Origin of the sequence: Bifidobacterium psychraerophilum, from assembly GCF_000741705.1 — a bacterium.
In the GTDB taxonomy this organism is placed as follows: domain Bacteria; phylum Actinomycetota; class Actinomycetes; order Actinomycetales; family Bifidobacteriaceae; genus Bombiscardovia; species Bombiscardovia psychraerophila.
In genome coordinates, this window is record NZ_JGZI01000010.1 from 604,749 (window position 1) to 618,536 (window position 13,788).

At 61.7% G+C, this 13,788-nt stretch carries 9 protein-coding genes; 3 read left to right on the forward strand and 6 right to left on the reverse strand.

Features of this window, described 5'->3' with window-relative positions; genetic code table 11:
* Window positions 1-56 precede the first annotated feature (56 nt).
* Window positions 57-800, forward strand: coding sequence for an aspartate/glutamate racemase family protein (locus BPSY_RS09625; protein ID WP_033497849.1), 744 nt, complete (start codon window positions 57-59; stop codon window positions 798-800).
* On the opposite strand, the gene smc is transcribed toward BPSY_RS09625, so the two are convergent.
* Complete coding sequence (gene smc, locus BPSY_RS09630; RefSeq protein WP_033497798.1) at window positions 763-4,422, reverse strand: chromosome segregation protein SMC; 3,660 nt, start codon at window positions 4,420-4,422, stop codon at window positions 763-765. The genes BPSY_RS09625 and smc overlap by 38 nt on opposite strands.
* Entirely contained in the window at window positions 4,422-5,843 is a 1,422-nt protein-coding gene (locus BPSY_RS09635) for a bifunctional folylpolyglutamate synthase/dihydrofolate synthase (RefSeq protein ID WP_033497800.1), read from the reverse strand. The genes smc and BPSY_RS09635 overlap by 1 nt, the downstream gene beginning before the upstream one ends.
* Window positions 5,844-6,138: 295 nt before the next feature.
* Between BPSY_RS09635 and BPSY_RS09640 the strand changes: the two genes are divergently transcribed.
* Window positions 6,139-7,701, forward strand: coding sequence for an aminopeptidase P family protein (locus BPSY_RS09640; RefSeq protein ID WP_051921902.1), 1,563 nt, complete (start codon window positions 6,139-6,141; stop codon window positions 7,699-7,701).
* Window positions 7,702-7,828: 127 nt separating this feature from the next.
* Window positions 7,829-8,374, forward strand: a complete 546-nt coding sequence (locus BPSY_RS09645) for an NUDIX hydrolase (RefSeq protein ID WP_033497802.1) — start codon at window positions 7,829-7,831, stop codon at window positions 8,372-8,374.
* A 105-nt stretch (window positions 8,375-8,479) separates the two neighbouring features.
* Here BPSY_RS09645 and BPSY_RS09650 read toward each other — a convergent pair whose 3' ends face one another.
* The 4 genes from BPSY_RS09650 to BPSY_RS09665 form a co-directional block, all read right to left on the reverse strand.
* Window positions 8,480-9,748 carry an N-acetylglucosamine-6-phosphate deacetylase gene (locus BPSY_RS09650; RefSeq protein ID WP_033497804.1) on the reverse strand — a complete coding sequence of 423 codons (1,269 nt, stop codon included), beginning with the start codon at window positions 9,746-9,748 and terminating at the stop codon, window positions 8,480-8,482.
* Between the two features lie 59 nt (window positions 9,749-9,807).
* The gene (nagB, locus tag BPSY_RS09655) at window positions 9,808-10,596 is read right to left on the reverse strand and encodes a glucosamine-6-phosphate deaminase (protein ID WP_033497806.1); all 789 of its coding nucleotides are present in this window, start codon (window positions 10,594-10,596) and stop codon (window positions 9,808-9,810) included.
* Window positions 10,597-10,698: 102 nt separating this feature from the next.
* Window positions 10,699-11,703, reverse strand: coding sequence for an ROK family protein (locus tag BPSY_RS09660; protein WP_081884429.1), 1,005 nt, complete (start codon window positions 11,701-11,703; stop codon window positions 10,699-10,701).
* On the reverse strand, window positions 11,700-13,745 hold the full coding sequence (locus tag BPSY_RS09665) for a family 20 glycosylhydrolase (RefSeq protein WP_033497808.1): 2,046 nt from the start codon (window positions 13,743-13,745) through the stop codon (window positions 11,700-11,702). Before BPSY_RS09665 ends, BPSY_RS09660 begins: the two co-directional genes overlap by 4 nt.
* Window positions 13,746-13,788 lie beyond the last annotated feature (43 nt).

Consider the following 13,788-nt stretch of genomic DNA (forward strand, 5'->3'; position numbering starts at 1 on the left):
TGGAAATCAGATTCCAGCGTGAATGCAATCGTCTGGGATCGGAATCAAGGGGTGATGTGATGCGCAATTTCTTCGCGGTGCTTGGCGGCATGGGAACACTGGCCACCGAAAGCTATGTTCGTTTGGTCGATAAGGCCACGCATGCGCATCAGGATCAGGACTTTCTGGATTATGTGGTCTTCAACGACTCCAGCGTGCCCGACCGCACCCAATTCATACTCGGCGAAAGCACCGATGATCCGTTCGACTACATAGCCGATGACGTGAGGCAGGCAACGGCGATGGGCGCCTCATTCATCACCCTGCCATGCAATACGGCACATCATTTCTTCGACCGCCTTCAGGCGCTCACACCGGTGCCGATCGTGCATATGCCCCAGGAGGCGGTCGCCGAGATGCAGCGCCGCTACCCGGTCCAGACGCATCCGCGCGTCGGCTTCATGGGAACGGAAGGCAGCCTGAATTCCGGCATATACCGCGAGCGCGTCGAAGCCGCTGGCTATGAGTTCGAAGAGCCCGGCGATGAGCTGCAACAGGAGATCAGCTACCTGATCTACCACGACGTCAAGGATACCGGCGTGCTGGAGCGTGACCGCTACGAGGCGACGCTGAAAAGCATGCTGGAGGGGCATCACTGCGATGTCGTCATCCTGGGCTGCACCGAGCTGTCGGTGTTCAATGAGGCCTTCCCGATGCCGGATCTGCCGATCATCGATGCGCAGGAGATCCTGGCCTATGACACCGTTGCCCGGGCCAAGGCGCTCAGGAGTGCTGCATCTTCTGCGACACCACGGCAGTGACCCCATCGGCGCGCATCGTCACACCGTAGAGGGCATCGGCGATGCTCATCGTGCGCTGCTGATGGGTGATGACGATGAGCTGGGCATGCTCCCGCAGATCATTGAGGGCGTTGAGCAGACGGGTGAGATTCACGTCATCCAACGCCGCCTCCACCTCGTCCATCACATAGAAGGGGCTGGGCCTGGCCGTGAAGATGGCGAAGAGTAACGCCAATGCGGTCAGCGAACGTTCACCACCGGAAAGCAGCGTGAGCTGTTTGACCCTCTTGCCCGCCGGACTGGCTTCGACGATCACACCGGTATGCAGCAGGTCGTCGGGATCCTCCAGACGTAACCTTCCCGTTCCGCCTGGGAACAAGGTGTTGAAGACCGTCCCGAAGGCCTCCGCCGTATCCTCGAATGCCTGCCTGAATACGTCGATCATCGTGTTATCGAGATCCTTGACCAGTGAGAGCAGGTCGTCTCGTGATTTCGAGACGTCGTTGCGCTGCTCGTTGAGGTACTGGTTGCGGGCCTGCAGGGCGTCGAATTCCTCCGTGGCCAACGGATTGATCTTGCCCAGGGCGTTCAGGTCGCGCTTGGCCTTTTCCAGACGTTTGATCTGCTCCGCCCTGTTGTAGGGGACCGTGCGGAATTGCTCCTCCCCTGTATTCCGACCATCCGAAGCGTCGGATTCACCGGACTCATCGGACTTATCGGACTCATCGTCAGGAATCACCTGTCCGCTTTCGTCAAGCACCGGCACCGGCTGGTCGGGACCGTATTCATCGATCAGCTCCGGGATTCCCAGCCCAAGACCATCCGAGGCCTGCTGCACCAACTGGCCGAACTGCGCGGCAAGGCGCTCCCGTTCGACATCGAGCTGATGCTCGCTATCCTGCAGGGAGGCGACCGTGGGTTCTATCGCGTTACGCCGCTTTCTCAGATCCTTCAGCTCATCATCGTGGGTTGAAGCCTGGGCCTGCAAGGCATCCCTGCGTTCGCGGACCTGCTGCAGGCTCGTATCGATCAGAAGCTCCACCTGATGCGCCAGATCGGCTATGTTCCGGGCATGCTGCGCGGCTGATCTATGCTCCGCATTCGCCTGTTCGATGCGCGCCCTGCGTGATGTGGCCTCCCGGGCGTTGTCGCGCAGCATATCCGCCTGGCGCTTGTATGATTCGCTGCTGTTACGCGCCTCGTTCCATGCGATTTTAGCGGTGACCTCACGCTCTCTGGTCGCGTTGAGGGAGGCCTCCAATGCCTCCTCGCGCTGTGCGAGCTCCTGCGAATCACCACGGGCGTCTTCGCTGTCGTCGGTCGAGGAGAGCGCCTTCTCAAGGTCGGAGAGCTTCAGGCCGTGCATCTGCGCGTCCTCCTGCGATTCGTCGTGCTTATGCCTGATGCCGTCTATCTGTCGTTCCAAGGCGTCGACGCGTTGGGCGGCATCCTTGAGCGACTTCTCTACCTGCTGTCGCTGGACACGTCGTTCGGTGCGCAGGCCCCGTTCACGCTCAAGCTCCTCCCTGGCGCCGTCACGTGCGGCTTCGGCCAGATCGATGTCCTGTCGCAGGGCCTTCACCTGCCCATCCAAAGCCTCGAATTGACCGAGTGCCGCATCACGTTTAGCCGCCAGGGACAGATCGCTTTGCGGCTGTGAGGAACCACCGACGGCACCCACCACGCTGATCACATCCCCATCCTTGGTGACCGCACGCACCCAGTCACCGGATTCGACGGCGGCGTAGGCGCTACGGGAGTCCTCGCTCGCCGCGACACCGGTGAGGATATGCCGCACGGAGGCGAGCACGCCCTCCGCATGCTCCTGCCGATCAGCCTGCGGATTGAGGCTGACCATCGAGGCCAGCGATCTGATGCCTGGCGTCCGATGCGAAACGGCATCGCCTTCGCCCTGGTCCCCTTCGCTCCGATCTGTGGAAAGCCCGGTCGGGCGCATCACGACGGCCTTGCCGAGATGCTCCTGTCGGGCGCGATCCAAGGCGTGCAGCATATTGTCGCTTCCCGGTACCACCAGCGCGCTTGCGAAGGATTCGAGCGCGTGGGCGACGGGTTCCTCCCAGCCATCCTCGATCCGTATGAAGTCGGCCAACCTGCCCAGAGGCGCCACCTCGGCATCCTCCTGCAGAACACCTGTGGCATTTCTGCTGTCAAGGGTGTCCGACAGGGCATCGGCCTTGGCCTGCAGGGAGATCATACGGGCATTGATATCGTGTTGCCGGTCATTGAGCTCATTGCATCGGGCCTGCGCCGCATCCAAGCGCTCCTTGGCGATATCCAGCGCCTGCCCGTCGTCATCCCCCACGGATTCGAGCTCGGTCGACAGGCCGTCGCGACGGCTGAGCGCTTCCTGCAGCTGCGCCGTCAGATTCTCCTGCTGGGCGACGAAATCGGCCGATCTGCTCTCCGCAAGCTGCACCGCGGAGTGTTCCTTCGCGATCAACTCCCTGAGATTGGACATCCGCGTATCCCGCTGGTGGGCGATACGGCGCAGCTCCGTCAAGGTCTGGCGGATCGAGGCAAGGCGCTTCTCGTCTCCGGCCCGCTCCTCCGTGGCCTCTTCCAGACGCTGTTTCATCCTGGAGACCTCGTTGGCACGCTCCTCGTACTGGGCATCGAGTTCCGCGGCCCGTGCCAGCAGCATCTCCGGATCGTCACCACCCACCGCGCTGACCTGCGACAGCATCGAGGATGAGCGTTCGGCGGCCAACGAGGAGAGGGAATGAAAACGCTCCTGCAGACGCGACAACTCGTGCCAGGCGTTGTTGATCTTCGTGATTTCGGGATTGGATTGGCTGCTGAGGGCCTCCACCTGTTCTATCCGCATTTTCGCCTGCATGAGTTCACGCTGCGCCTCCTGCAAGGCGGTACGTGTTCTGCCGAGGTCGCCGCGCACGGCATCGCGTTTGCGCGTCAGGTGGAGTGCATCCTCGGCCTGGATGCGTGCCTGGGCATCACGGAGCGTGACCTGGATGCCCTCCGCCCGGCGCGAGATCCTGGCCTGTCTTCCCAGGGGACCGAGCTGCCGGTGTATTTCCGAAAGCAGATCATCAAGACGGGAAAGATTGCCTTCCGTATTCGCCAGTTTCCTCAGGGCGCGCTCTTTGCGCTTCCGGTGCTTGAGGATGCCCGCCGCCTCTTCGATGAAGGCCCGGTGGCCCGCCGGATCGGCCCGGAGTATCGAATCCAGCCTTCCCTGCCCCACGATCACGTGCATCTGCTGACCGAGTCCGGTGTCGCTCAACAGTTCCTGGATGTCCAGCAGCCTGCATTGCGATCCGTTGATCGCATATTCCGATCCTCCGTTGCGGAAAATCGTTCGCGTGATGGTGACTTCGGTGTATTCGATGTCCAGCACATGATCGCCGTTGTCGATCGTCAGGCTGACCTGAGCCCTGCCCAGAGGCGGACGCGAGGATGTGCCCGCGAATATCACATCCTCCATCGAGGTTCCACGCAGGCTTTTCGCACCCTGCTCCCCCATCACCCACGCCAGCGCATCCACGATATTGGATTTTCCGGATCCGTTCGGCCCGACGACCGCCGTGATGCCCGGTTCGAAACGCAGTGTGGTCGCTGAGGCGAATGATTTGAATCCGCGAAGCGTGAGCTCCTTCAGATACATCAGACGCGCTCCGATTTGGGCTTCGCCAGATCCTCGTTCATATGCTCCTTCAACAGTGTGCGCGCGTCCCCTGCCGTCACGAAGCTTCCGCAGATCAGTACTCCGCGGCCATAACCGACACCGACCTCATCCTCGGCATCCACCAGATCGACGGCCTCTTGGATGGCGTCCGGCAAGGCATCCCTGCGTATGACGCGGTCCCTGCCGAACACCCTGACGGCTATCTGCTCAAGCTCCTCGGCGGACATGACGCGACCAGTCCAGGAGTTCTCGGTCACGACCACCTGGCTCAGCAGCGGCTCGAGGATGCCGAGGTATTCCTCCACCTGCTTGTCGCGCATCATCGCCACCACGCCGACCAGCTGCTCGAAGTCGTAGCTCTCCTCGATGGCATCGCGCAGGGCCTCGCCCGCATTCACATTGTGACCGCCGTCCAGGATGATGGTGGGTGACGTCCTGATCTGCTCTATGCGCCCCGGGATCTTGACGCTTCCGAGCGCCTGGGAGACCAGATCGCCATCCAAGGCACCGCTCACCGGCAGCACCACTTCCGCCGCGGCCAGGGCGGATAAGGCGTTATGCGCCTGATGCTTGCCGAATTTCGCCACCGGCACCTGCTCGTAAACACCGTTGGGCGTTCGCAGATCAACGACCTGTCCTCCCACAGCGGGCACGCGGTTGAGCACTTCCATCTCCTCGCCGTCTCGCACCAGGGCCTGGGCATGCTGGTCGTGGAAGGCTTTCTCGATGATGGGCATGACCTGGCTGGCATGCGGCTGCGGCCCTATGACCGCCGTTGAACGTTCCTTGATGATGCCGGCCTTTTCGGTGGCTATCTCCTCCACCGTATCGCCCAGCCATTGCATATGGTCCATATCGACCGGACCGATAATCGACACATCACCGTCGAGGACATTGGTCGCATCCCACAATCCGCCCATGCCCACCTCCACCACGGCGACATCGACCGGAGCGTCGGCGAACACCGAGATCGCCATCACGGTCAGCACTTCGAAGAAGCTCATCGCGGGGCCGCCGTCCTTGGCTGATTGGGCGTCCACCATATCGATCATCGGTGCGATCTGCTCAAAGGCGTCAACGAAAGCCTCATCACTGAGCTGCTGGCCATTGATGCAGATACGCTCGTTCACCCGCTGCAGATGGGGCGAGGTATAGAGCCCGGTCTGCAGGCCGTAGGCCCGCACCAGTGCCTCCACCATCCGCGCCGTCGATCCCTTGCCGTTGGTCCCGGTGATGTGGACCACCCTGAAGGATTCCTCCGGATGCCCCATCAGATCAAGCATCATATGCATACGATCAAGATTCAGATTCGTGGTGTTGTGTTCGGTGGGACGGCTCATGATGAGCCTCTCCACCGCCGACATCTGTGCTCCGTCTCGATTCGGATGCTCTAGTGACATTCTCCGCCTTCAATTCTGATCATGCGCCAACACGACAATAGGACAGTGAACATTCTAGGCGAAGCGCGGAACCGCCGGGTATCCGACATCCTTGGTTTCGACCAGAGAGCAATCGCGGCCGCGATGAAGCGGGCAACCTGCGCGTGATCGGAGGAAATCAAGCTTTCAGCCGCAAGCCCATTCGCGCGATACACCACCGGCACTACCATGAACTGCAGAGCAAGCGAAGCCGTGATGCGCATGGATCGTGCCGTCACCGCAAGCGGATCACCAATAGAGTCAATCAGGAGGAAGCATGGGCGAACAGTCCTTGGCCGTCGAAGGGGATTCAACGGATATGGAAGATAGAGTCAACAACAGGACACTGAGACCGGTATCCAGTACCTTCCGCGAGTTCATGACCGAGGGCTGGGAGTCTCAGGAACCGCAGCAGAAGGCGCTGGAATCAAGCGCCTTCACCCCGGCGCGTCTGCAATCCTTGTCGGAGCGCTTTCCCGGCGAACGTCTGGTCATCCCGGCGGGCAATCTGAAGACACGGAACAACGACTGCGACTACGCCTTCCGTCCGGATACGACATTCGCGTATTACACGGGACTCGGCGAGGATTTCGAAGCCGGAGCCGTGCTGGTCCTCAATCCTGTGGCCGAAGATTCCCCTGAGGCGGCGGAAGGCAGGAAACACACCGCCACGCTCTTCGTGCATCCCCGTGCCGATCAGAGCACGGAGGACTATTACCGCTCCTCGCAATATGGCGAGTACTGGGTGGGTCCACGTCCCGGACTCGAGGAGCTTGCCGCGATGACCGGCATCGAGACCGAGGACATCGCGCAGCTTCCTGACGCCCTTTCGAAGGATGTGGGGACCGAGCAGGGCGCCATCCGCGTTCGGGTCGTGCGCGATGCCGATCCGCAGATCACGCAGATGGTCGAGGACATCCGCTGGGCCAACGGATTCGACAGTCCGGACGACAACACCGATGCCGATGGGAAGCTGCACGAGTTCGCGGCCGAGGCACGCATGGTCAAGGACTCCTACGAGGTTTCTCAGATGCGCCAGGCCGTCGACGCGACCAAACTCGGCTTTGACCGCATCCTTGAGCGTCTGCCCGAGGTCGCGGACAAGCCACGCTCCGAGCGCATGCTTGAAGGCGCTTTCAATTCCATCGCACGCGAGCGCGGCAATGATGTCGGTTATGGCACCATCGTGGCCTCGGGAAGCCACGCACCGGTGCTTCATTGGATGCGCAACAACGGAACCGTGAGCAATGGCGATCTCCTGCTCATCGACGCCGGCGTTGAGGTGAACAGCCTGTACACCGCCGACATCACCAGGACCTTCCCGGTCGGCGGCACATTCAGCCCGCTGCAGCGTCGCATCTACGAAACCGTGCTCTCCGCGCAGCAGGCGGCATTCGATGTGGCCAAACCAGGCGTGACCTACTCCGACATGCACCACACCGTGATGCGCGTGCTGGCGCAGGCCCTGCACGACTGGGGTATCCTGCCCGTCAGCGTCGAAGAGTCGCTGAGCCCCTCCGGACAGCAGCACAGGCGTTGGCACGCATGTGGATGCGCCCATCATCTGGGACTTGATGTGCATGACTGCGCCCAGGCCCGATACGAGTCCTATCAGGATGCGCCCATCGAGGCCGGCATGATCTTCACCATCGAACCGGGTCTCTATTTCAAGGACAACGATCTGCTGGTGCCACCCGAGTATCGCGGCATCGGCGTGAGGATCGAGGATGATGTGCTGATGACGGAGCATGGCCCCGAATGGATCTCGGCGGGCATCCCCAAAACCGTTGATGACGTGGAGCAGTGGATGGCGCAGCGCGCCGCCGCGGGGCAACGCTGAATCCAAGACGAAGGACGACCGTCAGCAACGATCGTCGGCCCCGAGCCGAGGCAGCCACTGCCAGTGCTCGGGGCCTTCGCCGGTGAGACCCCGGCACCACCCGAGATACGTCCATAAAGGAGCAATAATGGCAACGCCAGCATTCGTACTTGACCTTCGCCGAACAATCGGTCATGACATGCTCTGGATGATGGGGGTGACCGGATACGTCGTGGACGCCCAGGATCGTATTCTGCTCGGGCGTCGGGCGGACACCGGCGAATGGGCTTTGGTCTATGGCATCATCGAACCGGGCGAGGAACCCGCGGACACCGTGGTGCGTGAGATCAAAGAGGAAACGGGAATCGACGCCGTACCGACCGATCTGGTGAGCGTGAAATCATCCTCGCATGTGCTCACCTACGCCAACGGCGATCAGGCGATGTATATGGACCATCTGTTTCTGTGCACGGTTGACCCGGACGGCAATACGGAGCCCTTCGTCGGTGATGACGAAAGCCTCGAAGTGGGATGGTTCGCCCTGGACGATCTCCCTTCGCCTTTGGCCGAGACCAGCAAGGAAAGAATGCGTTACGTCCACGAGTACCAGGCCAATCTCGCCCAGGGAGACAGCCACGCCCTCTTCGCCTTCACCACCCCCGCCGATGGCGAAGACGCTGACTCGCAGGAGTAGGCGGACCACTCCGCGCCGGAGCTTGTTGCGTATACGGGCTTGTCGGACGAGCTTGAGCCAGATGCCGGCACAAGGATTCAGGCCCCAGGGTGCCAGAGCGGGGATTCAGACCAGTCTGCGCCCCTCGCACCAGACCGATTCCACCTTCCAGGTTTCGGCGCCCTGCACCAGCGCATCGGCTGCATAGCCGGGCGCCAACAAGCCAAGCGGGTATCGCGTCACGTCATTCGGCCGATCGAGCCCCAGGGCACAGGCCGGGCCGACCGTCGCGGCTTCCACCGCTTCCACCGCAGAAATGCCGATCTCCCGGATGGCCCTGCCGACCGCCACATCCAAGGTCAGAGTCGAACCGGCGATCGCGCCATTCGATACCAACCTCGCATGACCGTCCTCCACATTCACCGCGAGCTTGCCCAGCGTGTAATCGCCGTCCGCACAACCGGTGGCCGCCATCGAATCGGTGATCAGGGCCAGCCGGTGCGCGAAAAGGTCGAAGGCCATACCGACCACCGGATTCTGCACATGGAAGCCGTCGTTGATCAGTTCGACCTGGACCCTCCGGTCTTCCAGCACCGCCGGTATGGGACCGGGATTACGGTGCCCTATGCCATTCATCGCGTTGAACACATGCGTGAGGATTCTCGCCCCCGCATCGATGCCGCGTTTCGCCATGGCATAGTCGGCATCGCAATGTCCGATCGCGGGAACCACCCCTGCCTCGCTGAAACGGCGTATCGCCTCAATGCCATGAGACAGCTCGGGCGCGATGGTGATCTGCCGTATGCATCCCTGCGAGGCTTCCAGCAGCCGGTCCACCACCGACGGTTCCGGGTCGCGCAGACAATTCGGATCATGCGCGCCTTTGCGCGAAAGCGCCAGAAAAGGACCCTCCAGATGGGCGCCCAGACAGTCAGGGCGAAGCGCGCACTGCCTGGCCACCGCAGCCATATTCGCGCACATCACGTCAAGAGGGTTCGTGATCAGACTCAGCACCTGACGGGTGGTGCCATGCACCGCATGCCCGGCCCGTGCCGTGGCGATCCCCTCGTCGCCGTCATCGAATGAGCTCTCCCATGCACCGTGGGAATGGATGTCGATATAGCCCGGGGTCAGCATCTTTCCCGCTGCATCAATGACCTCCGGCTGCACTTCCGGTGAGGATGCTGGATGCAGCCTTTCCATTGTGGCCGCGAAATCCTCGTCGCGCGTACCGCTGGCGACTATGCGGCCTTCCTCCGATATCATCCAGAAATGCGGCACGATGCCACGCGCATCGATTTTCGTCGCATTGCGGATGGCGAAGGGCTTCGCCTCGCCGATTGCCGCCCTGCTCAGCGAGCGTACCCGCTGTTCCCGTGTCTTGTCACCAGCCATATGAAAATCAGCTTTCCTTGAGAATATTCGATGCGACGAGATGAGGCCCGCGTCCGTGCTCAGATTTGCTGCCAGGACGGTTTGTTGGCGAACGCGTATTTGTAATAGTCACGGTTGCGCAGGCGTGAAGCCGCCGCCTCATCAACGATGACCGTGGCATGGGGATGCAGCTGCAGCGCCGATGCGGGGCAGAACGAGGAAATACCGCCTTCCACAGTCTCCGCGACGGCTTCGGCCTTGCCCGCGCCGAAAGCGAGGAGCACCAGATGCCTTGCCTTCAGGATGGTGCCGATACCCTGTGTGATGCAATGCGACGGGACCTTGCTGATATCGTCATCGAAGAAACGCGCATTGTCTATCCGCGTCTGCTCCGTCAGCGTTTTGATTCTGGTACCCGATGCGAGGGAGGAACCCGGCTCATTGAAGCCGATATGCCCATCCGTGCCGATGCCGAGAATCTGGATATCGACGCCCCCGGCCCGCGCGATGGCCTCGTCGTATGCCGCCCCGGCCTCCTGTATCGAGTCGAGATCGCCGTTGGGCACATGTATCTTCTCCGGGTCGAGACCGAGCGGCTCCACCACGGTCCTGGTGATGGTGCTCCGATAGGACTGCGGGTGTCTGGGATCGAGACCCGCATATTCGTCGAGCGCGAATCCCCGTACCTGGGACACGTCGATATGCCGCTCATTGACGTCACGCGCCAAGGCCTCATACGCCGCCAGCGGGCTGGATCCCGTCGCCAGGCCCAATACGCAGTCAGGCTTCCTGACGATGAGATCGGTCACGCACTGCGCGTAGATCTTCCCAGCCTCATCCTGATTCCTGACGATTATTACCTCAGCCATTGATGTTCCTCCTCTGTTCAACGAATCTCTGATGTGATGCTTCCTGTGAATGATGCTGCGTTATCCGGTGCCACGGATACCGAATCCGTGTTGTTCACGCTGTCAGACCGTCTGCTGCCACGAGACCGCCGCCGCACCTATCGCGCCTATCGCCTGACCGGGCGGCGAAAGGCTCAGCCTTTCCGACAGATGCAGACTGGCGATGAAAGCACTGCCGCTCTCACGCGCTTGAAGATTCCGGACTATTCGCTTCAGCAGCGCTTCCCCCGTTTTCATCATGCCCCCGCCCAGAACGATGCGATCGGGGTCGAAGCTCAGTGCGACGGTGAGAATCGCCAAGGACATGGCCTGCACCACCATGTCAAGGGTCTCCTCGGCATGACCGTCCCCCTCCTCGCTGCGACGGATCATATCCGGCATCGGGTACCCATCCGCAACAGGCCAGAGCCTGGATACGGCGGATCCCGAGGCCACGGTCTCCAGGCATCCCGACTGCCCGCATTTGCAAGCGAATCCGTGGGTTTCGATCGGAAGGTGCCCTATCTCACCCGCCGCACCGCTCACCCCGTGGAAAACCGTGCCCGATTGGACGATGCCGCAGGCCAATCCGGTGCCGAAGTTGACGAAGGCGAGATTCGAAGCTTCCGCCGCGTCCGCACCGCCCCCGCTGAGAACCGTCCACGCACCGAGGGCGGCGGCGTTCACATCATTCTCGACTGCGACGGGTATTCCGGGAAAGGAATGCTCCAGACCGCTGCGCAGACGGAGTCCGGCTATGCTCAGATTCACCGCGTGGAAGACATCCCCCGAATGCGGATCGATCCGCCCCGGCATGCCGATACCGATACCGGACAAGCGCAGACCCCGCTTCTCTGATTCCTCACGCAGACGCGTCGTCATCGCGGTGAGTTCGCGGGACAGGGCCTCTTCGCCCTGCAGGCTTTCCCGCCTGTCCGATGCGATCACCCCACCCGCGTCATCGATGAGCACCCCCTCCATCTTGGTGCCGCCGACGTCGATACCGATATGGCTGCGCTGCTGCGGACGCCCATCCCCGATACCTTCCAGGGGACGCCCGAAGTCCAGGACCTCACCCGACACGCTCATGATTCCCTCCCCTGTGCCGATCGCGTCCAATCCGCCAAAGCCCAGACCACATCAGCGATCCTTCGCAGCTCGGATTCCCTGCTGACACCTCGCCAGACGGCGGCGTAATTCTCGAACCACATCTCAATCCCTTCCGCCAGCTCCTCCGCACCGGGCATACCCGGGTCGGCGCCCAGTGCAGGCGCAGCGGGATCATGTCTTCCGATCACGTTCCCGTCAGTCGCCAGCATCCGGCCACACGCGTTGAACAGCAGCTGGCCTTCGATCGCCACCAACCATGGCTGGATGATCATCGCCCGTGTCGGGGATGAGTGCGGGGCGTCACGGACCAGGGCCATCCGGGCTTCATCGAGTCGCCGATCAGCCGCGTCCGCCCCACCGATCGCATCCATACGTGAGAGCAGATATGCCCGCCTGACCTCGCTCAGACTCGCGGTGCCCTCGTCATCAAGCCGCAGCGTGGCGCCTTCCGCATTCACCGCCTGCAACACATCACGGTTGACCCCACCCCGGCCATCGTCGAGCTCCAGGAGATGAATCGCATCATCCCAGCCGAAGGCCACGCCCGAGCATGCCAACTTCATATCCTCGACGAATCGGCCGCTGGCATCGCCGTATTCGAGTATCGAGATCCTGGAATCCAGATCTTCGACGCTGATCGCACCCGGTTTCCAGGATTCCTGGGATCCATAGATCATCGCGGGGATGCTCATCCGCGGATCGTTGACATGTCCGTAGTCGCCCCAATCGGTGACCATGAACCCTTCCGCGTGATAGGTGAGACCGTATCGCGCCAGTCTGCTGATGTTCCGCCATGCGCGGTCCAGATGGGGCAGGAGGCTGTTCCAGCAGTGCACGGCCGCGCAGACATACTGTCTGACCCCCGAATCGGCGACAAGCCTGACCTTATCCTCGGTGATGTCCGGGGCGTAGAGCCAGTTGAGCACGATGACATCCTGCGGCAGCAGACTCAGTATCTCCGGCATCTCGACGGCGATATCCCCCCACAGCATCGCCTCATGACCCTGGCTCTGCACGTATTGGCAGAGCCGCTGCACGTAGTCGGCGTACATATGGGCGGGGTCTTGCTCGCCGGCCCCGTCGCGGGAACGCCCCTTGCCGAGGTCAAAGGTCTCGTCGCCGCCGATGTTGAAGTGCGGCGAACTCACCAGATCCAGATACGAGTCGATCAGTTTGCGCGAAAGCCCGAAGGCGTCCGGATGGTTGACGTTGATGGTGTGGTGTTCCTGCCGTTCGATGAAGCTGTATGGACGCTCCGCCTGCTCGGGGAACTCGCCCAAATCCCTGAAACCACGGGTGCGCAGGGTCATATAGTGATGGCCGAAGGTGGAGATGGACGGCACCAATTCGATTCCGCGTTTGCTGCAGTACGAATCCAGCTCCACGAAATCAGCCGAGGTCAGGGGGCTGGTGCCACGCCAGCTTTCGCTCAGGGAATCCACCATCATGCTGTGCTCCACATAGAGCTGCAACTGGTTGTACTTGTAGAGGCAGAGCCGATCGACCCAGCTTTTCAACCACGCCATCGTGGGCACCCGGCCACGGGTGACATCAAGGCTGTAGCTGCGCACCGCATAGGCCGGAGCATCCTCGATGTGCAGACAGGGGATCACCGAACCGTACTGGGATATGAGCTGACGCATGGTCTGCACGCCGTCACGCAATGCGGCCATATCATGGGCACGCAATACCACGGGGGTCTGGGCCCCGCTCCCCTGTGCCACATCGAGCTCGTAGCCGTGCTCGGGCAATGAATCATCGATCGACAGACATATCTGGGCCTGCCAACGCCCGCCTCTGCTGACATTCCAACGCAGTCCCGTCGCAGCCGTCAGCGAATCGGAGAGCTGCGCGCCCAGGAAGCAGGCATCATCCTCACTGGGATTCGAAAGCTCCGCGATCGTGCCCCTCGCGGGAAGTCTCAGCATCCCGGGTAGCATCTCAAGAAGCTGTGGCTCCGGGATCAGAACGGGTCCGGATGCCGCCTGTGTCTGCCGGTCTGCGTGTGTGCGTGCGGTCATATTCGTCGTCTTTCTTATCGCTGTGCTGCTGTCGCTGTGTCTC

Coding starts and splice junctions, on each gene's coding strand:
- smc (WP_033497798.1), bottom strand. CDS start 4,422: ATGTATCTGAAGGAGCTCACGCTTCGCGGATTCAAATCATTCGCCTCA.
- BPSY_RS09635 (WP_033497800.1), bottom strand. CDS start 5,843: ATGTCACTAGAGCATCCGAATCGAGACGGAGCACAGATGTCGGCGGTG.
- BPSY_RS09640 (WP_051921902.1), top strand. CDS start 6,139: ATGGGCGAACAGTCCTTGGCCGTCGAAGGGGATTCAACGGATATGGAA.
- BPSY_RS09645 (WP_033497802.1), top strand. CDS start 7,829: ATGGCAACGCCAGCATTCGTACTTGACCTTCGCCGAACAATCGGTCAT.
- BPSY_RS09650 (WP_033497804.1), bottom strand. CDS start 9,748: ATGGCTGGTGACAAGACACGGGAACAGCGGGTACGCTCGCTGAGCAGG.
- nagB (WP_033497806.1), bottom strand. CDS start 10,596: ATGGCTGAGGTAATAATCGTCAGGAATCAGGATGAGGCTGGGAAGATC.
- BPSY_RS09660 (WP_081884429.1), bottom strand. CDS start 11,703: ATGAGCGTGTCGGGTGAGGTCCTGGACTTCGGGCGTCCCCTGGAAGGT.
- BPSY_RS09665 (WP_033497808.1), bottom strand. CDS start 13,745: ATGACCGCACGCACACACGCAGACCGGCAGACACAGGCGGCATCCGGA.